The 19,579-nt window shown below is 64.6% G+C and carries 22 protein-coding genes and 1 tRNA gene; 10 read left to right on the top strand and 13 right to left on the bottom strand.

Going from position 1 to position 19,579, the window contains the following annotated elements:
• Window positions 1–28 precede the first annotated feature (28 nt).
• The 3 genes from VWN43_RS02390 to VWN43_RS02400 are packed head-to-tail and all read right to left on the bottom strand — an operon-like array spanning window position 29 to window position 2,627.
• Window positions 29–1,339 carry an SPOR domain-containing protein gene (locus tag VWN43_RS02390; protein WP_320180803.1) on the bottom strand — a complete coding sequence of 437 codons (1,311 nt, stop codon included), beginning with the start codon at window positions 1,337–1,339 and terminating at the stop codon, window positions 29–31.
• A 39-nt stretch (window positions 1,340–1,378) separates the two neighbouring features.
• On the bottom strand, window positions 1,379–1,888 hold the full coding sequence (locus tag VWN43_RS02395) for a hypothetical protein (protein WP_253518808.1): 510 nt from the start codon (window positions 1,886–1,888) through the stop codon (window positions 1,379–1,381).
• Between the two features lie 22 nt (window positions 1,889–1,910).
• Window positions 1,911–2,627, bottom strand: a complete 717-nt coding sequence (locus tag VWN43_RS02400; protein WP_253518805.1) for a ParA family protein — start codon at window positions 2,625–2,627, stop codon at window positions 1,911–1,913.
• Window positions 2,628–2,857: 230 nt separating this feature from the next.
• Here VWN43_RS02400 and VWN43_RS02405 point away from each other — a divergent pair, with 230 nt between their 5' ends.
• From VWN43_RS02405 to bfr, 4 genes are all read left to right on the top strand, one after another.
• Window positions 2,858–3,976, top strand: a complete 1,119-nt coding sequence (locus VWN43_RS02405) for an SPOR domain-containing protein (protein WP_320180802.1) — start codon at window positions 2,858–2,860, stop codon at window positions 3,974–3,976.
• Window positions 3,977–4,042: 66 nt separating this feature from the next.
• On the top strand, window positions 4,043–5,332 hold the full coding sequence (locus tag VWN43_RS02410; protein ID WP_320180801.1) for a DUF418 domain-containing protein: 1,290 nt from the start codon (window positions 4,043–4,045) through the stop codon (window positions 5,330–5,332).
• A gap of 82 nt (window positions 5,333–5,414) precedes the next feature.
• Window positions 5,415–5,603, top strand: coding sequence for a (2Fe-2S)-binding protein (locus tag VWN43_RS02415; RefSeq protein ID WP_253518781.1), 189 nt, complete (start codon window positions 5,415–5,417; stop codon window positions 5,601–5,603).
• Window positions 5,604–5,727: 124 nt separating this feature from the next.
• On the top strand, window positions 5,728–6,219 hold the full coding sequence (bfr, locus tag VWN43_RS02420) for a bacterioferritin (protein ID WP_320180800.1): 492 nt from the start codon (window positions 5,728–5,730) through the stop codon (window positions 6,217–6,219).
• An 86-nt stretch (window positions 6,220–6,305) separates the two neighbouring features.
• On the opposite strand, the gene VWN43_RS02425 is transcribed toward bfr, so the two are convergent.
• The 3 genes from VWN43_RS02425 to der form a co-directional block, all read right to left on the bottom strand.
• Window positions 6,306–6,512 (bottom strand): hypothetical protein, encoded by a 207-nt coding sequence (locus VWN43_RS02425; protein ID WP_320180799.1) that lies wholly within the window; start codon window positions 6,510–6,512, stop codon window positions 6,306–6,308.
• A gap of 117 nt (window positions 6,513–6,629) precedes the next feature.
• Window positions 6,630–7,130: a DUF2721 domain-containing protein gene (locus VWN43_RS02430; RefSeq protein ID WP_320180798.1), complete on the bottom strand. Its 501-nt coding sequence runs from the start codon at window positions 7,128–7,130 to the stop codon at window positions 6,630–6,632.
• Between the two features lie 2 nt (window positions 7,131–7,132).
• Complete coding sequence (gene der / locus VWN43_RS02435; RefSeq protein WP_253518772.1) at window positions 7,133–8,533, bottom strand: ribosome biogenesis GTPase Der; 1,401 nt, start codon at window positions 8,531–8,533, stop codon at window positions 7,133–7,135.
• Between der and VWN43_RS02440 the strand changes: the two genes are divergently transcribed.
• Window positions 8,496–9,233, top strand: a complete 738-nt coding sequence (locus VWN43_RS02440; RefSeq protein WP_420493520.1) for a CHAP domain-containing protein — start codon at window positions 8,496–8,498, stop codon at window positions 9,231–9,233. The genes der and VWN43_RS02440 overlap by 38 nt on opposite strands.
• Here VWN43_RS02440 and VWN43_RS02445 read toward each other — a convergent pair whose 3' ends face one another.
• From VWN43_RS02445 to VWN43_RS02455, 3 genes are read right to left on the bottom strand one after another with little or no spacing between them, the layout of a single operon-like run.
• Complete coding sequence (locus tag VWN43_RS02445; protein ID WP_253518766.1) at window positions 9,234–9,518, bottom strand: DUF3297 family protein; 285 nt, start codon at window positions 9,516–9,518, stop codon at window positions 9,234–9,236.
• A 39-nt stretch (window positions 9,519–9,557) separates the two neighbouring features.
• On the bottom strand, window positions 9,558–9,737 hold the full coding sequence (locus VWN43_RS02450; protein ID WP_253518763.1) for a hypothetical protein: 180 nt from the start codon (window positions 9,735–9,737) through the stop codon (window positions 9,558–9,560).
• A gap of 11 nt (window positions 9,738–9,748) precedes the next feature.
• A complete protein-coding gene (locus VWN43_RS02455; RefSeq protein ID WP_320180797.1) occupies window positions 9,749–9,970 on the bottom strand; it encodes a hypothetical protein in 222 nt (73 codons plus the stop codon).
• A 133-nt stretch (window positions 9,971–10,103) separates the two neighbouring features.
• Here VWN43_RS02455 and VWN43_RS02460 point away from each other — a divergent pair.
• Together VWN43_RS02460 and tig are read left to right on the top strand one after the other, a co-directional pair.
• A tRNA-Leu gene (locus VWN43_RS02460) sits at window positions 10,104–10,188 on the top strand.
• A 63-nt stretch (window positions 10,189–10,251) separates the two neighbouring features.
• Window positions 10,252–11,829, top strand: coding sequence for a trigger factor (gene tig / locus VWN43_RS02465; RefSeq protein ID WP_320180796.1), 1,578 nt, complete (start codon window positions 10,252–10,254; stop codon window positions 11,827–11,829).
• Between the two features lie 66 nt (window positions 11,830–11,895).
• Here tig and VWN43_RS02470 read toward each other — a convergent pair whose 3' ends face one another.
• On the bottom strand, window positions 11,896–13,239 hold the full coding sequence (locus tag VWN43_RS02470) for a cation:proton antiporter (RefSeq protein ID WP_320180795.1): 1,344 nt from the start codon (window positions 13,237–13,239) through the stop codon (window positions 11,896–11,898).
• A gap of 55 nt (window positions 13,240–13,294) precedes the next feature.
• A complete protein-coding gene (locus VWN43_RS02475) occupies window positions 13,295–15,391 on the bottom strand; it encodes a TonB-dependent receptor plug domain-containing protein (RefSeq protein WP_320180794.1) in 2,097 nt (698 codons plus the stop codon).
• 267 nt (window positions 15,392–15,658) lie between these two features.
• Between VWN43_RS02475 and VWN43_RS02480 the strand changes: the two genes are divergently transcribed.
• The 3 genes from VWN43_RS02480 to VWN43_RS02490 all read left to right on the top strand — a co-directional run bounded on the left by VWN43_RS02480 (window position 15,659) and on the right by VWN43_RS02490 (window position 18,134).
• Entirely contained in the window at window positions 15,659–16,354 is a 696-nt protein-coding gene (locus tag VWN43_RS02480) for an ATP-dependent Clp protease proteolytic subunit (protein WP_253518732.1), read from the top strand.
• 188 nt (window positions 16,355–16,542) lie between these two features.
• Window positions 16,543–17,808, top strand: a complete 1,266-nt coding sequence (gene clpX / locus VWN43_RS02485) for an ATP-dependent Clp protease ATP-binding subunit ClpX (protein ID WP_253518729.1) — start codon at window positions 16,543–16,545, stop codon at window positions 17,806–17,808.
• Window positions 17,809–17,891: 83 nt separating this feature from the next.
• Window positions 17,892–18,134, top strand: a complete 243-nt coding sequence (locus VWN43_RS02490) for a phosphotyrosine protein phosphatase (RefSeq protein ID WP_320180793.1) — start codon at window positions 17,892–17,894, stop codon at window positions 18,132–18,134.
• A 115-nt stretch (window positions 18,135–18,249) separates the two neighbouring features.
• On the opposite strand, the gene VWN43_RS02495 is transcribed toward VWN43_RS02490, so the two are convergent.
• The gene (locus VWN43_RS02495) at window positions 18,250–18,819 is read right to left on the bottom strand and encodes a fasciclin domain-containing protein (RefSeq protein ID WP_320180792.1); all 570 of its coding nucleotides are present in this window, start codon (window positions 18,817–18,819) and stop codon (window positions 18,250–18,252) included.
• 94 nt (window positions 18,820–18,913) lie between these two features.
• A complete protein-coding gene (locus VWN43_RS02500; RefSeq protein WP_320180791.1) occupies window positions 18,914–19,513 on the bottom strand; it encodes an anti-sigma factor domain-containing protein in 600 nt (199 codons plus the stop codon).
• Between the last annotated feature and the right edge of the window lie 66 nt (window positions 19,514–19,579).

Raw genomic sequence — 19,579 nt, forward strand, 5'->3', positions numbered from 1 at the left:
CGCTCGGTGGTCTGGTTTGGTGGGCCGACTAGCGTGCGGCGACCCGCATGTCACCGGCAACAACGTCGATCGCGCCGGGCAGCGGCCGGCTCGAGGCATAGGCGATGCAGCCGCCGCCCTTGCCCTTGACCGTGCGGCACATGGAATCGGCCGATGCCTTGGCGAAACCGGCAGCCGCGACGCGGTAGTAGATCTTGCCATTGACGCGCGCCTTGGTGATCACGCGCTCGGCATCGCCGAGTTCGGGATAGCGCTTCTGGAACTGCTTCCAGGCCTCATTGGCATCCGACATCGAGAAGAACGAGCCAAGCTGGACGTTGTAGTCGCCGCTGCGGGCAGTGCTGGCGGGCGCTGCGGCACCCGCGATGCGCGGGGCAACGGGTTTGCGCGATTGGACCGGCGTTTGCTGGACCACTTCGCGCGACACATAGCGAACACCGCCGATGCTCGGCGCAAGGCCGCCGTCGGCGAGCGCTGCGTCGGCACGATCGTCGATGGACGGCGCGGCGCCAACTGCAGGAAGTTCCTCGGCAAAGGCGAAATCGCCCTGCGGTTCGGCCACGGCCTCCAGCTCGCCCACTTCCTGCGCGGCCAGCATGTTGACGCTGGGATGGTTGGCGAGGGCGAGCATCTGCGGCTGCCCCGGATCGGCCTGCGGCTCTACGCCGAGCAGATTGGCAACGCGGGTCGTAAAGGCTTCGGGGCGGACGACCGCGGCCCACTGGGCCATCCGATCGCCCACTTCGCCTGCGGGCACGTCTTCCGCCGCCATGATGCGCGCGGAGCGCCAATTGCCCTGCAGCGCATAGGCATAGGCGAGGTTCTGGCGAACCTTCGGCGTGTTCTGGCCCGCGCGCAGCGCATTGCTCAGTACATGAACGCCGTGGTCGGGACGACCGGCGAGCGCGATGGCCAGGCCGAAATCGGCCGGGTCGAGCGCGGTTTCGAACTGATCGAGCGTTGCCAGCGCGCCGACCTGATCACCAATGGCGATCTGCGCCAGCGTATAGCTGATGATGGTGCGCGGGGCAGTGTCGCCCAGCTCGACGGCCTCGGCGAAAGTCGTCGCGGCCGATGCGAAGCGCCCGTCTTCGAGATAGGCATTGCCCAGCAGCGTGCGCGAATAGGCGTCGCGCGGGCTGGCCAGCACTGCCGCTTCGGCGTGCTGGACGGCCTTCGAGGTGCGGCCCTTGCTCAGTGCCTGTTCGGCATGCGCAGCCGAATAGGAATGGCTGGGTGCAGCCTTGCCGGTGCACGCCGTAAGCGCGGTCGTCGCCAGCGCCGTGGTGACGGCGAGCTGGACGAACCGCTTGTTCCTGGCTTTCGTCTCGATGCTCATAATTACCCCCTTGAAGGCGATCCCACGTCGTTAAAGTGCTTATTCGCCGCGCTGGACCTGGGCAGCGAGGCTTGCGATTTCGGGCATTTCGGCGAGCAACGCGTCAAGCGCGTCGGTCACCAGCTGCTGTGCGCTGCGACCGCGGACGGTGCAGGCGAGACGCAGCATAAGATGGCGTTCCTGGTCGAGCCGCAGCGTGAAGGCTGCGCGCTTGCCCTGCGCGGCGGCGGCCTTGCGGACCATCGGCCGGGGCTGGGCGGGGCGTTCGAGCTGCGCCTGGATCTTGGTCAGCGATTCGCGCACCTGGTTGGGTGCGCCCGCTTCATTCGCGGCCCGCGAGGTAATCGCGACCACCTTTTCCTCGGCCGGATCGGCCGGGGCCTGCTCGCTCTCGCCCATGTCGTTCCAGCCGAGATCCTCGAGGCTGGCGGCGGCTTCCTTGCCGTCGACCGGGCCGAGAATCCCCGATTGGGGACGCATGGCAGGCTTCGCGCCGCCCTTGCGTGCCAGCAGGGTCGAGGAAAGAGAGGCGAAATTGGCGTCAGACATCCGGGAGTCTCCGCCCTTCCTGTTACTGGGCTACGCGGCGGCCAAAGCCACCGGCAGGACGATGGACGCCGGGCATCGCGGATTGCGAATTGGGCGCGGCGAAGACCGTGCGGCGGAAGTTCTTTTCCAGACGGTCGGCGATATATTTCCACAGCGCGGTGACCTCGGCGGCCGAGCGGCTTTCGGGGTCGACCTCCATCACCGTGCGGCCATCGATCATCGACGCAGCGAAATCGGTGCGGTGGTGCAGGGTAATCGGCGCGACCGTGCCGTGCTGTGACAGCGCGACGGCGGCTTCCGAGGTGATCTTGGCCTTGGGCGTCGCGGCATTGACTACGAACACCAGCGGCTTGCCGGCGCGTTCGCACAGATCGACCGTGGCGCCCACGGCGCGCAGATCGTGCGGGCTGGGACGGGTCGGGACGACGATCAGTTCGGCGACCGAGATAACCGACTGGATGGCCATGGTGATGGCCGGCGGGGTGTCGATGACCGCCAGCTTGAAACCTTGCTGGCGCAGAATGGCCAGATCGGTTGCCAGGCGGGCGACGGTGGTCTGGGCGAAAGCGGGATATTCATCCTCGCGTTCGTTCCACCAATCGGCGAGCGACCCCTGCGGATCGATATCGATCAGGACGACGGGACCGGCGCCGGCGCGCTGGGCCTGAACGGCCATATGTCCCGAGAGCGTGGTCTTGCCCGATCCGCCCTTCTGCGATGCCAATGCCAGTACACGCAAGACTTGGTCCCCCTGGTTTGCGCCAGTATTCAATTCACTCGTGCTGCTTTGCTTTGCAGCGCTCTTGTCATGGAAATCGCAGACTACCCCTAATTTTGGGTTAACCGGATGCGACTTTGGTCAGGGCCGAACGCAGCAAAACGCCTCGCAACACTTTGCTAACGAGTGATTTACTATAGGATGCCGCTGATCCGGCGCGTTCCCGCGCGTCGTCGCATGGGAAGGGTACGATGCTACGAGTGGCGAAAGCAGCATGGCTGGCCGGCGCAATGGCCGCGGCAACGATGGTTTCGGTTCCGGCGCAGGCCGACGTCAAAACCGGTGTCGATGCCTGGACGCGGGGCGATTTCGCCACCGCAGTGCGCGAATGGGCAGGGCCCGCCGCGCAGGGCGACCCCGATGCGCAGTTCAACATGGCGCAGGCTTACCGTCTGGGCCGCGGGCTCGACGCCGATCCGCAGCAGGCCGAGGCGCTCTATGCGCTGGCCGCAGCGCAGGGGCATGTGAAGGCGGCGGACAATTACGGGCTGCTGCTATTCCAGCGCGGCGCGCGCGAGGAAGCGCTGCCCTATGTTTCGGCCGCTGCCTCACGCGGCGATCCGCGCGCGCAATATCTTCTCGGCATCGCGCATTTCAACGGCGATCTCGTCGCAAAGGACTGGCGCCGCGCCTATGCGCTGCTGACGCTGGCCAATTCGGCGGGCTTGCCGCAGGCACGCGGCGCGCTGGCGCAGATGGACGAATATATCTCGCTCGAGGACCGACAGGCCGCACAGCCGCTCGCCGCATCGCTCAAGGCCGAGGCCGAAGCGGCGCGCGCGCGCGAACTGGCCGCGGTCGATCTCGCGCTGGGCACCGATGCGCCGACCGGGCCGGTGGTCACTGCCCCCGCTCCCGCGCCGACGACGCGTCCCGCCGGGACCCCGCGTGTCGCGGGCAGTACCGCGGCCTCTGCACCGGCAACCGCGGGGGCGGATTACACGCTCCCCGCCTCGCGCCCGACAGTCGTCGCGCGGCAGGACGAGGAAGCTCTTTCGCGCGAGGCGGTGGTCGTGGCGTCCAGCCCGGTTCCCTCATCTCCCGCGCCGGCCCCCGCCGCAGTCACGCGCGTGGCAGCAGTCGCTGGTCCGTGGAAGGTCCAGCTTGGCGCGTTTGGCGTGCCGGGCAATGCCGAACGGCTATGGAGCCAGCTGGCCGGTCGCAGCGAAATTGCCGGGCGCACCCGCCTGCTCGAGAAATCGGGGCGGCTGACCAAGCTGCTGGCAGGCGGCTATGCCACGCGCGATCAGGCGGCGGCGGCCTGTGCTTCGCTCAAGCGTAGCGGGCAGGGCTGCCTCGTCACCCGCTAGGGCGCAAGCACATGGGTTGCTCTTCCGCTTGTCGGGGCTAAGGCCCGCAGGCGAAGGGGGCATCAGATGAGCCAAGCGAACGATCGGGCGGCGATCGCCGATACTGCAGGGGACGATCCGCTGCCGAGCGCGCTCGCGGGCAACCGTATCGTTAGTCTCGATTTCATCCGCGGCATCGCCGTCATGGGTATCCTGGCGGCGAATATCGTTGCCTTCGGCCAACCCTTTTCCGCCTATATGTACCCCGATGGCTTCCTCGTCCCGCACAGCGACGCGGATGACTGGATGTGGGTGGCGCAATTCGTCCTGATCGACGGCAAGATGCGCGGCCTGTTCACGCTGCTGTTCGGCGCGGGGCTGTATCTGTTCATGGAGAAGGCCTGGGCCAAGGGCGAGGGGCGCGAGCTCCAGGCCCGCCGCCTGTTCTGGCTGCTGCTGTTCGGGCTGGTGCATTTCTACCTGATCTGGCGCGGCGACATTCTGATCTATTATGCCGTGTTCGGCCTTGTCACGATGATCGGCATACGCTGGGCGGCCAAGACCCAGCTGCTCGTCGGCCTGCTCGGATATGCTGCGGGGATCGCCATGGTCGCCAGCTTCACCGCTTCCCCCTATTTCATCGCCGAGACGGCGCTCGGCGAACAGCCCGCCTATGCCGAATTGCGCGAGCAACTGGCCGCGGATAAGCAAACCACGCTCGAAGAGGGACAGGCCGAGCGGCAGGTCATCGTCGAAGGCTCTTACCCGGACTACGTGCGCCACAACATCACGGAACATGGCGGTGACCCGCTGTTCGGACTGTTCCTCTTCGCGCTCGAATCCGTACCGCTGATGCTGATCGGTATGGCGCTTTACCGGTTCGGCCTGTTCAGCGGCCGCATGAACCCGGGCAGGCAGCTGCGCTGGGGGCTGGCCGGTATCGCGATCGGAAGCGCGGTGACCCTGCTGATCGCGCTGTGGGTCAAGGGGATCGGGTTCTCCTATTGGAGCACGCTCGCCGCTTTCATGAGCTTTTCGATGCTCCCGCGCCTGCCCGTCGTCCTCGGCCTCGCTGCGGTGCTCGCCGTGATCGGCACGCGCACATCGGGCTGGCTGATGGAGCGGATCTCGGCGGCGGGACGTGCGGCGTTCACCAATTACATCGGCACATCGCTGGTCATGCTGCTGGTGTTCCACGGCTGGGCAGGTGGGCTTTATGGCGAGCTGGGACGCAGAGAGCTCTATCTGGTCATGCTCGCCACCTGGGCGCTCATGCTGCTGTGGTCGAAACCGTGGCTGACGCGTTTCCGGTTTGGCCCGCTCGAATGGTTGTGGCGTTGCCTGACCTACTGGCAAATGTTTCCGCTGCGGCGCTGAGCGCGCCGTGGAAAACGACGCTTGATAATGAGAACGACTCTCACTAGAACTGCTCATGCGAGTCAATCGCAGGAGTTGTCGAGTGTACGTCTGCATCTGTAACGCGATCCGGGAAAGCGAACTGCGCCGTGCTGCGCGCCATGTCTCGGGCGATGCCGAGGCGTGCTATGCCGCGCTGGGCAAGGCACCGTGCTGCGGAACCTGTCTCGACGATGCCGACGACATCCTGCAGGAAGAACGCGAGTTCGGTCTCGTCTCTGCCGCGGCGTGACTTTCCGCTAACAAGAATTGCTCGCAACTGGCGGAATTACGCCGATTTTTCGATCTTCGACCTTGCCAAGCGCCGGTGGAAAAGCGCATAGCTGCGCCGCATCCAGCAGCCAGGAGACAGGGCCATGAAAGGCGATTCCAAGGTCATCGAGTTCCTCAACAAGGCGCTCACCAACGAACTGACCGCGATCAACCAGTACTGGCTGCACTATCGCGTGCTGGCCGATTGGGGCGTGACCAAGCTCGCCGAGTACGAGCGGCACGAATCGATCGACGAGATGAAGCATGCCGACATCCTCGCCGAGCGGATCCTGTTCCTCAACGGGCTCCCCAACTTCCAGGCGATCCACAAGCTCAAGGTCGGCGAGACGGTCGAGGAAATCCTCAGGGCCGATCTTGCAATGGAAATGGAAGCGATCCCGCTGCTCAAAGAAGCGGCGGATTACTGCCAGGACGTGCGCGACTTTACCACGGGCCAGATTTTCGAAGACATCCTCGCCAGCGAGGAAGAGCATGTCGACTTCCTCGAAACGCAATTCGACATGATCGCGCGGATGGGACTGGAAAACTATGTCCAGCTCAACAGCAAGCCGGTGGGCGAGGGCGAAGCGGGCTGACCTAGAGCCGGCTCATTCGAAGCCACGCAGTCTCAGCCTCTTTGCCACGCCTCGTCCCGCTGTGTTCGGTCCCGGGATAACGCCGGTCAGGTGACGCGCCAGAAGGTCGCGTGGACGCCGCCGTGCTTGGACAGACGCGCCAGCCGCTGCTCGCCATCCCAGATTTCCGCATCGCCCGTGCCGACGTTGATATCGGCTATCGTCAATGCGGTGGCGATGTCGAGTGCTTCGAGCGCGAACTGATCGTCCACGCGATTGGCATGCCCGTGGATCGAAACGCGGAGTTTGCTCATATCTCACCTCCTTGCCCCGCCGCGTTTATGACAGGTGGAGATGAACCGTGGCCGACGTTTTTACGCCAATCGTCGCGCAAATGACTTCGGTCGGTCGCGCGCGGGGCGCAAACTGAGTCAGGACTTGGCGGCAGCCCGGCGTTCGCGGATCCGTTCGCGGTTGCGACGGGCGGCGGTGCGGGTTTCCATCAGGAAGGACGCGAGCCCAGCAACAAGCAGTCCCATGCACATCACCCATGTCGCGGCGACCAGCGTGCCCAGCGGTGTGGTGACGAAGGCGCTCACGAACAATAGGACGATGACCACGCTGATTGCCAGCGCGGAAGCGGTGCTGAACATGACCGCGCGCTGGGCGTAATTGCGGCGCATTTCCAGCGCGGGCAGTTCGGCGCGCATGGCTTTGACATCGCCATCTTCCCCCGCGTTAAGAATCCGCTCGATCTTGTTGGCGACCCAGATCAGCCGGTTGGTCATGACGTTCATCACCGCGCCGATCCCAGCAAGCAGGAAGGCCGGCGCGAGGCTGAGCTGGACGACCTGCTGCACACGCAGGGTCGAACTGGTGCGCTCGATCAGGTCGAAAGCGCCGACGCCGGACAGGATGTCGAGCAGCGGCAAACTCAATCCTTCTGGAAGGGGTTCTTGGGACTCTTGAGCACCACGCGGACCGGCACCGCGTCGAAGCCCAGCTTGTCGCGGATGCCGTTGATCAGATAGCGTTCATAGCTCTTGGGCAGCATATCGAGCCGCGTACCGAACACCACGAAACGCGGCGGGCGAATGCTGGCCTGCGTGATATAACGCAGCTTGATCCGCTTGCCCTTGGGGGCGGGCGGCGGATTGGCTTCCAGTGCATCGTCGAACCAGCGGTTGAGCGCGGCGGTGGGCACACGGCGGCTCCATGCTTCGCGCAGGTCGAACGCCGCGCCGAGCATCTGGTCGATACCCTTGCCGGTCTTCGCGCTGACCGCGAACAGCGGCACTCCGCGGACCTGCGCCAGACCTTCGTTGAGCGCTTCGCGGATGCCGTTGAACAGCGCGCTGGCGCCTTCGGCGACATCCCACTTGTTGATCGCGATCATCAGCGCGCGCCCTTCTTCGAGCACCATGCTGGCAATCTTGAGGTCCTGCGATTCGAGACCGCGGGTGGCATCGAGCAGCAGCACCACCACTTCGGCGAAGTCGACCGCGCGGCGGGCATCGGCGACCGAAAGCCGTTCAAGCTTGTCGATGACCTGCGCCTTCTTGCGCATGCCCGCTGTGTCGATCAGCCGGATTTCGCGGTCTTCGCCGCTACGCGGGTCATGCCATTCCCAATCGACTGCGATCGAATCGCGCGTGATCCCGGCTTCGGGACCGGTCAGCAGCCGGTCTTCGCCCAGCATGCGGTTGATCAGCGTCGACTTGCCTGCGTTGGGACGGCCGACAATCGCCAGCTTCAGTGGTCCGGCAAGCAGCGCCTCTTCATCTTCTTCGCTCAATTCGAGCGTTTCGGCAGCCGCCTCGGCCTTGTCACCGATGATCGGCCAGAGGCGTTCGAACAGGTCGCCAATCCCTTCGCCATGTTCGGCGCTGATGCCGGCCGGCTCGCCAAAGCCGAGCGAGAAGCTTTCATAGATACCGGCGTCGCCCTGCGTGCCTTCCGCCTTGTTGGCGACGAGCACTACGGGGACCGACTGCCCGCGCAGCCAGCGGGCGATTTCCTCGTCGAGCGGGGTCAGGCCGACGCGCGCGTCGAACACGAACATCGCGGCATCGGCGCCCTCGAGGCTGACTTCGGTCTGCATGCGCATCCGGCCGGGCAGGCTGGCGGGGTCTTCGTCCTCCCATCCGGCAGTGTCGACCACCTGAAATTCGAGCCCGGCGATTTCCGCATTGCCGAAGCGCCGGTCGCGCGTGACGCCGGGCTGGTCGTCGACCAGCGCCAGGCGCTTGCCCACGAGCCGGTTGAACAGCGTCGATTTGCCGACATTGGGCCGGCCGATGATGATCACCGTTGGCTTGGAGGAGGAGGGCACCATGATGGCGCGGCAAGTGGCGCTTTGCGCGCCGCTTTGCAAGCGGCAGCAGGGATCATGGTTAAATCGCGTTAACCGTAACCGGAAAGATCGCGATAAGCTTAACCGGCATAATCCTGCCGGTATGAGGAAGAATCTTGCCGTGATCGCCTTGCTTGCCTGCGCCACACCTGCGCTTGCCGAGGACTTCGACAACTTCGCCGCCCACGGCGCAGAACTGGACGCCTACCTCCAGTGCGTACCCTATGCGCGCGATGTCTCAGGTATCCAGATCTACGGCGATGCGCATACCTGGTGGGACCAGGCGCAAGGCCGCTACGCCACCGGCTCGACGCCCCGTCCCGGCGCAGTGATGGCCTTCAGCGCGCATCGCAATATGCAGTTGGGTCATGTGGCCGCGGTCAGCCGCGTGCTCGATTCGCGGCGGGTGCTGCTCGACCACGCCAATTGGTCGCCGATCAACGGCCGCCGCGGGCAGATCGAAAAGGATGTGCTCGCGGTCGACGTTTCGCCCAACAATGACTGGAGCGAGGTGCGCGTCTGGTATGCCCCGCTGGGCAAGGTCGGGACGACGGCCTGGCCGGTAGATGGCTTCATCTATAGCGATCGGCAGCCGCAGCCGCGCCGCCAGATCGCAATGGCCCCGGCGCGCAAGCAAACCTCGAAGAGGTTTCTCAGCGCCTTTGCCGATTTCGCAGACTGATCAGTCGGCCTTGGCCACCGGCGGTTCGTCGCCCATATCTTCAAACCAGGCTTCGACCGGACCCGTCAGCTTGATCGTCAGCGGCTTGCCGCGGCGATCCACGGTCTTGCCTGCCTGAACGCGCACCCAGCCTTCGGAAATCGAATATTCCTCGATGTCGGTGCGCTGCTTGCCTTTGAAGCGGATGCCGACGCCGCGCTCGAGCGCTTCCATCTTGAAATGCTCGCTATCCGGATTGACCGAAAGGTGATCGGGCGGGGTCTGGCTCTTGGTTTCTTCGCTCATGGCGCGCGCCGATACTGCGGCGCGCGCGCGCGGGCAAGATCAATCGGGCGGCGGGGGTGTTTCATCGGGACCGCGGTCGGGCTCGTCGAAGTCGGGCTGCGGCGGCTCGAAACCGGGCGGTTCATGCATCGGTGCCTCGTCGGGCGGACTCGCGGGCGGCATCTCGTCGGGTGCACCGGGATTGATGGTGTCGGGATCGGGGTCGGGTTGCGTCGCCATGTATGGTATCCTCAATCGGGTGGCGGACTGTCGAGCGCGGCTTCGCCTGCACCGTCGCGCCCGCCTTCTTGCGCGTTGCCGAGCGCTTTCTCGACTTCGATCTTTTCGTCTTCGGTGTCTTCGGCAGGCACCTCGCCATCGGCCTTCGCTCCGGCCGGGCTTTCCTGCTGTGCCCCGGGATCGATGACCGGCGGAGTATTGGCCGGCGGCTTGGGTTTATCGTAGTCGTGCATGATTACAAAACGCGTGCGCGCGCAAAGCCGTTCCATCATCCGTCGCCGCGCTTGCGCATTTGGTCGCATCCTACTAGAGGCACGCGCCTACACGCGTAGCGCATGTCGCCAACGCGCAGCTTCGTTCGGGTTAGCGGGCGTGGCGGAACTGGTAGACGCGCTGGTTTTAGGTACCAGTATCGAAAGATGTGGGGGTTCGAGTCCCTTCGCCCGCACCAGTGCCGCCGCCGCGCGAATCCCCTTGCACATAGTCGCTTTTGGAAAGTCACGAGTTTCAACCCATGCAGATCAAAGAGACCGCCAACGAGGGCCTCAAGCGCGCCTACACCGTCACCATTCCTGCCAAGGAAATCGACGAGCGCGTCAACAGCGAAGTCAAGAAGATCGCCCCGCAGGTGAAGATGCCCGGCTTCCGCCCGGGCAAGGTGCCGGCGAACCTGGTCCGCAAGATGCACGGCGAACAGCTGCACGCGCAGATGGTCAACGACATGATCCGCGAATCGGTCGACAAGGTGATGGCCGACAACAAGCTGCGCCCTGCGATGCAGCCGAAGGTGGAAATCGACGAGGGCTATGAAGAAGGCAAGGATGCCTCGCTCAGCGTCGAAGTCGAAATCCTTCCCGAAATCGACGCCCCCGAAGTGGATGGCCTCGAACTCGAACGCCTGACCGTTCCGGTGACCGACGAGCAGGTCATGGAAGCAGTCGAGCGGATCGCGTCGAACAACAAGAGCTATAAGGACGCCGCCAAGACCAAGAAGGCGGGCGAGGGCGACCAGCTGATCATCGATTTCGTCGGCCGTGTCGACGGGACCGAATTCGAAGGCGGCAAGGCCGAGAACACCCCGCTGGTAATCGGCTCGGGCCAGTTCATCCCCGGCTTCGAAGAACAGCTCACGGGCGTGAAGACTGGCGACACCAAGACCATCACGGTCACCTTCCCCGACGATTACCCGGCCGAAAACCTCAAGGGCAAGGATGCCGAATTCGACATCACCGTCCAGCAGGTCAAGGTCCCGACCGACACTGCGATCGACGACGAGTTCGCCAAGAACCTCGGCCTCGAGGATCTCGCCAAGCTCAAGGAACTGCTGCGCGGCCAGCTCGAGCAGGAAACTGCCGGCCTCACCCGCACGCAGATGAAGCGCCAGCTGCTCGACACGCTCGCCGCCGGTCACGATTTCGCCGTGCCGCAGGGCATGGTCGAAGCCGAATTCGAACAGATCTGGGCCCAGCTCCAGCAGGAAGCCGCGCAGTCGGACGATGCCGAAGCCATGCTCAAGGAAATGGACGACGAGAAGGACGACTATCGCAAGATCGCCGAACGCCGTGTCCGCCTTGGCCTGCTGCTGTCGGAAATCGGCCAGAAGAACGGCGTCGAGGTCAATGCCAATGAGATGAACATGCTCATCCAGCAGGCAGCGCAGCAATATCGCGCCGAAGACCGCGAGCGGTTCGTCCAGTACGTCCAGTCCGAGCCGATGGCCGCCGCCCAGCTGCGCGCGCCGCTCTATGAGGACAAGGTCGTCGACTTCCTGTTCGACAAGGCCGAGATCACTGACCGGGAAGTGACCCGCGAGGAACTCGAAGCCGCGATCGAAGCGGAAGAGACCACCGAGGAAAAGCCGAAGAAGAAGGCCCCGGCCAAGAAGGCCGCCGCGAAGAAGGCTCCGGCCAAGAAGGATGCTGCCAAGGACGCGGACGACAAGCCCGCCGCCAAGAAGGCGCCTGCCAAGAAAGCCGCGCCGAAGAAGGCTGCTGCCGCCAAGGACGAGGACAAGGCTCCGGCGAAGAAACCCGCTGCCAAGAAGCCGGCCGCCAAGAAAGCGCCTGCCAAGAAGGCCGCCGCAAAGAAATAATCCCGCACCACGGGTTACGCGAGGGGCGGCGGACTACGGTTCGCCGCCCCTTGTCGTTGGGCGAGGTTATTCCGGCTTTGCCGCCTCGGGCGATAGCGCTTCCATGCTGGTATCCTGCCCGGCATGGACATGCGCACGGCGGTTCTCGACATGGCGGATAAGCGGCCCCGAAACGACGCCGTGGACCACGATCGATAGCAGGATGGTGAAGCTGACCGTAGCCCATAGCAGGTCGATCTGGGCAAAGTCGGCGTGGTTCTGGCCATAGGCGAGATAATAGATCGAACCCATTCCGCGCACCCCGAGGAACGCCACCGCCAGCTTGCCGACCATCGGCAGATCGCAGTTCAGCTCTGCGAGCAGACCCGCAATCGGGCGGATGATGAAGATCAGCGCAGTCCCCAGCAGCGCGGCGGGCCAGGTCAGCGCGGACAGCACGCCGCTTGCCAGCATCGCTCCAAAGCCGAACAGCACCGCGACCAGCACGATCTGCTCGATCTGGTCGATGAAGTGGTGGCTGATCTTGTGATAGCGGCTGCGGTTCTCGCGCTGGCGGGCGGTCACGGCGCCGACGAAGACCGCAAGGAAGCCGTAGCCCTCGACCAGCTCGGCCAGCCCATAGGCGAGCAGCAGCGTGCCGAGCACGATCAATCCCTCGCTGGTCGAATAGCTGGGCTCAGCGGCGCTCTCGCTGGCCTCGTCGATATCTTCCATGGGAGAATCGGCTTCGCGTTCGAAGACATACCACGAGCCGATGCGGCCGACGGCCCAGCCGACCGCGCAGCCCATCACGATCCGCCAGCCAAGGTCGAGCGCGGCCCATTCGAGCGTCCAGCCGCCCAGCGCGGTCATCCCGACCGCGGCAATCGCCAGATAGGTAAAGGGGAAGGCGAAGCCGTCGTTGAGCCCGGCTTCGACCGTCAGGCTGAACCGGACGTCGTGCCGCTGGTCCTCGCCCGGCGGGCCGACCTGGACGCTCCGCGCCAGCACCGGATCGGTCGGGGCCAGGGCTGCGCCTAGCAGGATCGCGCTGGCGGGGGCCAGTCCCAGGCCCCACCAGCCGAGCAGCGCGACCGCGCCGATCGTCAGCGGCATAGCGATCACCAGCAGCGGCCAGATCTGGCGCCAGTTGACCCAGCTGACGGGCCGGTCGATCGCGATCCCAGCGGCCATCAGCGAAGCGATGACGATGAATTCGGTGGCATATTCCAGCGTCATCGCATCGAAGCCGTCGACCGTCGGGTTGAAATGCGGCAGCCCCAGCGGCAGCGACCACACCGCGAACCCGACCGCGACATAGAGGATCGGCAGCGACAGCCAGTAGCGGGCCAACCACCGTTCGAGCGTGACGGCCAGCGTCAGCCCGGCGCCGAATACGACGAACATCACAATACGCGGATCGAATTCCAAGATGGTCTCCCTTGTTCCGCCTAACGCGTGGAACGCGGGAGGGGTCCGCGAGGCGCTAGAAATCCCCGCTGACAGTCAGGCGGAAGATCGGGCCGATGCGGCGATCCTGATACTCCTCGAAGCGGATATCGCCATCGGGGCGCTCGCCGTCGTAGACCGTGCGGCGGAAGTAATTGCGCGCACCCAGCAGATTGCTCGCGCGGGCCTGAACCGTGAGGCCGAATACATCCTTGTGCTCGATAAACAGCCCGCCCCACACAGGGCCTTCCCATTCGCGGCCCTCCTCGTATCGCCGCGCATAGGGCGCCGGGTCATCGTGATCGAGGCTGGCGCCCCACGCCCAGGCGCTGCCGGGAATGTCGTGGCGGAAATCGATCTCGAACGCGCCTTCCTGGTCGTAGGAGAAGGGGCGCTCGAGACCGGTGAAGGGATCGGTGACATTCATGAACCGCTTGATCACCTCGACATCGAGCCGCGCGCCGCGAAACCCGACGGGGTCGAGGTTGAGCGTCGCATTGGCCTGCAGATGGAGCCGGTCCGCATCGCCGATATTGCCGCGCGCCTCGCCGCCATTGGGCAGCGGGAACCAGTCGATGAAATCTTCGAACCACGCCTTGCGGGCTTCCAGCTTGATCGAGCCCCATGGACCGAAGGTCTTGTTGGCTTCGATCTCGACATTGTAGCTCTGGTAGGGGACGAGCTCGTTATTGCCGCCGTTCTGATTGTCGTTGTTGAGCGATACCGAGGCGAGGAAATCGCCGAAGGACAGCTGGCTGACGCGTTTCGCCAGCGTGACCGAGACGTCGAAATCGTCGCGCGGTTTCCAGGTCGCGGCAAACGATCCCTTGGGCCGCTTGAAGCTGCGCGAATTGGCGGCAAAGCCGGTCTGCTCGATGGTCGAGAATTCCATTGCTCCGATCAGCTGGACCGACAGTGTGCGTGACAGGGACCGCGAGACGCTGAGGCTGGCTTCGTAGCGATCTTCGGTCACCCCGCCGGTGCCTTGCGGGAAGGCGCGCTCGACGAATTCGTCACCGGCTTCCAGTTCGAACAGCCTCGAACGCCGGTCGAGCCGGTTGAAGGCGGCCTCGCCCGACAGCTGCCAGTCGGCCTTCCACAATCGCCAGTCATATTCGAAGCGCCCGATCCGCTCGCCTTCGCCGTTAGTCTGCTGGAAGCGCGAGCCCCGCGACGGGCTACCGTCGGAGAACCTGTCGATCAGCGTCGAGGCGTAATTATCGCGCTCGAACCGTTCGAGGCCGATCAGTTTGAGCGAGCCGGGGCCGAAGGGAAACTGGATGTCGCCGCCCAGCTCGTAGAAGGGACCATCTTCATCGGTCCGCGATTCGCGGGTGCGAGTTTCGCCCGATGCGCGCGTCCCGGTTTCGGGTTCCTGGCGCGAATAGTAGTCGACCCCGTAGCTGAGGTTGAGATTGGCCAGCACGCCGCCGCCGAAATCGTAGGAGAAGGCGGTGGAGAGCTTGGGATTGTCGAACCGGCCCGAAAACTTGGTGTCCTGCAGTTCGATCAGCGCCCCGTCGCGATCGGTGATGGTGACCGGTCCGTCCGCGCCGAAGCGGTTGTTCTCGTTCGACAGCGAAACCGTATAATCGAGCGCGCCGCTGCTGCCGATCACCGAGATTTCGCCGCCGAAGAGCTGCGCCGCGGTGTTGTAGGGGCGAAAACCGGTCGTCCATTCGAACTGTCCGGAGGAGCCGGTGGTGGTGTAAACGACATTGGCGACCTGCCCGGTCAGGCCCGGGATGCTGGTGGCATTGCCGTCGAGTATCTCGATCCGGATTACATCGGGTGCGGGGATGCGGCGCAGTTGGTCGTGCACGCTTTCGGACTTGCTCGACAGGCGCTCACCATTGACGATCACGTTCTGCGTCGCCTGGCCAAGCCCGCGCTGGCCTTGGTCATTGCCCCCGCTGATCGAGAAGCCGGGGATGCGATCGACCATGTCGAGCGCATTGCGCGGTGCGAACTGGTCGAAATAGGCCGGCTCGAACACCTGCGCGCCGGCACTTGGCGCGGTCGCCGGGGTGGCGGTATCCGCCACATCGTCGCTGCCCTGGGCATGGGCCGGTGCATGCGCAGCGGCAATCAGCGCAAGGGTGGACGCTGCCAGCGTCAACGAACGTAAAGTCATGGTTTATTAGCCTCCCCGCCATCTCGTCGAGCGTTCGTCTACGAGTGTAGGCGAGCGGGCCAATGGCGCCTCGACCGATGTCGTTCCACGTCCGACAAACGGATTCCGGACAGCCACCTGTAGTGTATGCCTCTCCATATAGGCCGGGAAAGTGCCCCGATCTTGGCCGCATCCGACATATCCGCGGCTTTCGAGGGTTAAGGCCCTTGAACATCCCGGGATGCATGGCGACATAGGCGGCCAATTGATCCGACAAGAGGACTATTCATGATCGACCTGTTCGGCAGCAACGCCCACGGCGCGCAGGGCCAGTTCACCACCGATCCCGTAACCGGTGCGCTCGTGCCCGTGGTGGTCGAACAGACCAGCCGCGGCGAACGCAGCTTCGACATCTTCAGCCGCCTGCTGCGCGAACGCATCGTGTTCGTGACCGGCCAGGTCGAAGACGGCATGGCTTCGCTCATCACCGCGCAGCTGCTGTTCCTCGAAAGCGAGAACCCTTCGAAGCCGATCAGCATGTACATCAATTCGCCGGGCGGCGTGGTGACCGCCGGCATGGCGATCCATGACACGATGCAATACATCAAGCCGCGTGTGTCGACGGTGTGCATGGGTCAGGCCGCGAGCATGGGTTCGTTCCTGCTTGCCGCGGGCGAGCCGGGGATGCGGATCGCGCTGCCCAATGCGCGGATCATGGTCCACCAGCCTTCGGGCGGCGCGCGCGGCATGGCCTCGGATATCGAGATCCAGGCCCGCGAGATCCTGCGCATCAAGAAGCGCATGAACGACCTCTATGTGAAATACACCGGCCAGAGCCTCGACGATATCGAGAAGGCGATGGACCGCGATACCTTCCTCGAAGCCGATGAGGCCATGAAGTTCGGTATCGTCGACAAGGTATTCGAAACCCGTCCCGAATCCGAAAACGGCGATGCCGAAGGTTCGGGCGGCGCGCCCGAATAGGACGGCACTCAGGTTCCGGCACGGGTAGTGTGCCCGTGTGGGACTGTTGCAAGAATGTCGTAGGAATTGGGCAACCCTGCCGCTTCAGACTGTGGCAAGGGGTGTGTGATACCTGGGATATTGACCCATACCCCATGGCCCCTACAGTCTGGAGCCTTCTGATGGGGACGCGGGAAAGACGTTAGGATATGACCAAGTTGAGCGGAACCGACAGTAAATCGACCCTGTATTGCAGCTTTTGCGGCAAGTCGCAGCACGAGGTGAGGAAGCTCATCGCGGGCCCGACCGTGTTCATCTGCGACGAATGTGTCGAACTGTGTAACGACATCATTCGCGAAGAAACCAAGGCAGGGCTGACCGGCAAGAAGGAAGGCGATGTTCCCACGCCGGCCGAAATCTGCGCCACGCTCGCCGATTATGTGATCGGCCAGGAGCGCGCCAAGCGCGTCCTCTCGGTCGCGGTGCACAACCACTACAAGCGGTTGAAGCACGGCGCGAAGGCGGGCGATGTCGAACTGGCCAAGTCGAACATCCTGCTCGTCGGTCCGACCGGTTCGGGCAAGACGCTGCTGGCGCAGACGCTGGCGCGCACTTTCGACGTGCCTTTCACCATGGCCGATGCGACCACGCTGACCGAAGCCGGTTACGTGGGCGAGGACGTGGAAAACATCATCCTCAAACTGCTCCAGTCGTCCGACTACAATGTCGAGAAGGCCCAGCACGGCATCGTCTACATCGACGAGATCGACAAGATCACGCGCAAGGCGGAAAACCCCTCGATCACGCGCGACGTATCGGGCGAGGGCGTCCAGCAGGCGTTGCTCAAGCTGATGGAAGGGACCACCGCTTCGGTCCCGCCGCAGGGCGGACGCAAGCATCCGCAGCAGGAATTCCTGCAGGTGGACACGACCAATATCCTGTTCATCTGCGGCGGCGCCTTCGCCGGGCTCGACAAGATCATCGGCGACCGCCTGCAGAAGCGTTCGATCGGCTTCGGCGCACATGTCGCCGACCCGGACAAGCGCCGCGTGGGTGAGCTGCTCGAGAAGAGCGAACCGGAAGATCTGCTCAAGTTTGGCCTGATCCCCGAATTCGTCGGCCGCCTGCCGGTCATCGCCACGCTGCACGACCTCGATGTCGATGCGCTGGTGACGATCCTGCAGGAACCGAAGAACGCCATCGCCAAGCAGTATCACAAGCTGTTCGAGCTCGAGGATGTCGAGTTGACCTTCACCGACGAAGCGCTGCGCGCGATCGCCGAACGCGCGATCAAGCGCAAGACCGGTGCCCGCGGACTGCGTTCGATCGTCGAAGGCATCCTGCTCGACACGATGTTCGACCTGCCCGACATGGACGGGGTGACCGAGATCGTGATCGACAAGGACGTGGTCGAAGGCAAGAAAGAGCCGATCCAGGTCCATGGCGGCAAGAAGGACGAGGAAGAGGCGGCCTGACCAGGCAGCGCTTCCTGTTCGTCTGCGGCAAGAATCGCTGGCGAAGTCCGACAGCAGAGCATATTTTTTCCGGCAGGAAGGACGTGGATGTCCTTTCTGCCGGAATTGCATCCGAAGCCGACACGCCGCTCGATGACGAGCTGGTGTGCTGGGCGGACCGCATTTTCGTGATGGAACAGAGACACCGGACCGCCGTCCGGCGGCAGTTCAGATCGTCGCTGGGTTCGACACCGATCGTCTGCCTCGGGATACCCGATCGCTATCGGTACATGGACCCCCACCTTATCGACCTGCTCGAGCGCAAGATGACGCGCTTTATCGGCTGAGCGGGCTTCGTCCTCGCGACAAAAAACCCCGCCCGGCCTCTGCTGAGCGCCGGACGGGGACAGTGGAGTGCCGGGCGGAGATGGAAGTGACCCGATCGGCACCCGTGGGGATGGCTTAGCCGGGCAGGAACACGCCGTCGGTCACGTGGATCACGCCATTGGCGGTATCGACATCGGCCTGCACGACCTTGGTTTCGCGGCCCGCGCCGTCGGTCACCACGATGGTGTGCCCGTCGAAGCGCGCGCTCAGCGTCTCGCCGGCGACGGTCGCGAATTCATAGCTTCCGCCCGCGCCGCGGATCGCCTGCGTCAGCGCCGCAGCGGGAACCCGTCCCGCGACCACGTGATAGGTCAGGATGGAGGTCAGCTGGTCCTTGTTCTCGGGCTTGAGCAGCGTGTCGACGGTGCCTGCGGGCAAAGCGGCAAAGGCATCGTCGGTTGGGGCGAAGACCGTATAGGGGCCGGGGGCAGTCAGCGTCTCGACGAGATCGGCGGCCTTGACCGCGGCGACCAGCGTGCCGTGCACGCCCGTGCCCATCGCGGTCTCGACGATATTCGGCTGGCTTGCCTCGGCCGCCTTGGCGTGGTGGTCGGCAAATGCCGGGGTACCGGTCATGAGGGCGAAACTGCCCATGGCGGCGATCGATGCGAAGGCCGCGGCCTTGAGCGTGCTGGAAATCGGCATGTGTAACTCTCCTTTGCGCCAGGCCCCGTCCAGCCTGTGCACCGAGTTACGCAAGGAGCTGCGCGCCGGATGCACGCCGCCGCTCGATTTATTTTCAGATAGCGGTGAAACGGGCCTCGGCGACCACCGGACCCGCCCCGGCGTCGGCGGGCTTGCCGCCGAGCGGTTCGCGGGTCAGCACCAGCTGCGAACCGTCGTGCAAGGCCTGCGCGACCGCATCGGGCACATCGTGTGCAACCACCTTGCCGGGTGTCACGATGCCCAGCGACACCAGCTCGCCCTCGGGCGGGACGAACCATATTTCGTGATCGTGGACCCCGTCCGCCGTCAGCCCGATCGCCCCGACCAGCAGGCTGTCCTCTGCGGGGAGATAGGTAAAGTCGAGACGCAGCGGCGTGCCCGCGATGGGCATGTTGGCGGCCAGCGGCGGGCCTGCGGTAGCCGGGCCCTGCGCAATATCGGGCAGCGTATCGCCGGGGCCGGTCAATTGCGGCAGCGCAAGGAAAGCCAGCACGACGGCGGCGGCCGCGCTCAGCCCGCCCGCCAATTGCCAGCGGCGCAGGCTGCGGCGCAGCGAAACCACTTCGGCGCTGCCGGTATCGCGGGACAGTTCGGCTTCGATCCGTTGCCACACCTCCGCGCGCGGCAGGCGCGGGGGGATGTGGTCGGCCAGCGGGCGAGGCGCTCGTGCCACTGGTCGACCTCGGCGGCGAACAGCGCATCGCTGGCCACGCGTGCACGCGCCGCGAGCAGATCTTCG

Source organism: Qipengyuania sp. HL-TH1, assembly GCF_036365825.1.
GTDB classification, from domain to species: Bacteria; Pseudomonadota; Alphaproteobacteria; order Sphingomonadales; family Sphingomonadaceae; genus Qipengyuania; species Qipengyuania profunda.

Coding starts and splice junctions, on each gene's coding strand:
- VWN43_RS02390 (WP_320180803.1), bottom strand. CDS start 1,339: ATGAGCATCGAGACGAAAGCCAGGAACAAGCGGTTCGTCCAGCTCGCC.
- VWN43_RS02395 (WP_253518808.1), bottom strand. CDS start 1,888: ATGTCTGACGCCAATTTCGCCTCTCTTTCCTCGACCCTGCTGGCACGC.
- VWN43_RS02405 (WP_320180802.1), top strand. CDS start 2,858: ATGCTACGAGTGGCGAAAGCAGCATGGCTGGCCGGCGCAATGGCCGCG.
- VWN43_RS02410 (WP_320180801.1), top strand. CDS start 4,043: ATGAGCCAAGCGAACGATCGGGCGGCGATCGCCGATACTGCAGGGGAC.
- bfr (WP_320180800.1), top strand. CDS start 5,728: ATGAAAGGCGATTCCAAGGTCATCGAGTTCCTCAACAAGGCGCTCACC.
- VWN43_RS02425 (WP_320180799.1), bottom strand. CDS start 6,512: ATGAGCAAACTCCGCGTTTCGATCCACGGGCATGCCAATCGCGTGGAC.
- VWN43_RS02440 (WP_420493520.1), top strand. CDS start 8,496: ATGATGATCACCGTTGGCTTGGAGGAGGAGGGCACCATGATGGCGCGG.
- der (WP_253518772.1), bottom strand. CDS start 8,533: ATGGTGCCCTCCTCCTCCAAGCCAACGGTGATCATCATCGGCCGGCCC.
- VWN43_RS02445 (WP_253518766.1), bottom strand. CDS start 9,518: ATGAGCGAAGAAACCAAGAGCCAGACCCCGCCCGATCACCTTTCGGTC.
- VWN43_RS02450 (WP_253518763.1), bottom strand. CDS start 9,737: ATGGCGACGCAACCCGACCCCGATCCCGACACCATCAATCCCGGTGCA.
- VWN43_RS02455 (WP_320180797.1), bottom strand. CDS start 9,970: ATGCACGACTACGATAAACCCAAGCCGCCGGCCAATACTCCGCCGGTC.
- tig (WP_320180796.1), top strand. CDS start 10,252: ATGCAGATCAAAGAGACCGCCAACGAGGGCCTCAAGCGCGCCTACACC.
- VWN43_RS02475 (WP_320180794.1), bottom strand. CDS start 15,391: ATGACTTTACGTTCGTTGACGCTGGCAGCGTCCACCCTTGCGCTGATT.
- VWN43_RS02480 (WP_253518732.1), top strand. CDS start 15,659: ATGATCGACCTGTTCGGCAGCAACGCCCACGGCGCGCAGGGCCAGTTC.
- clpX (WP_253518729.1), top strand. CDS start 16,543: ATGACCAAGTTGAGCGGAACCGACAGTAAATCGACCCTGTATTGCAGC.
- VWN43_RS02495 (WP_320180792.1), bottom strand. CDS start 18,819: ATGCCGATTTCCAGCACGCTCAAGGCCGCGGCCTTCGCATCGATCGCC.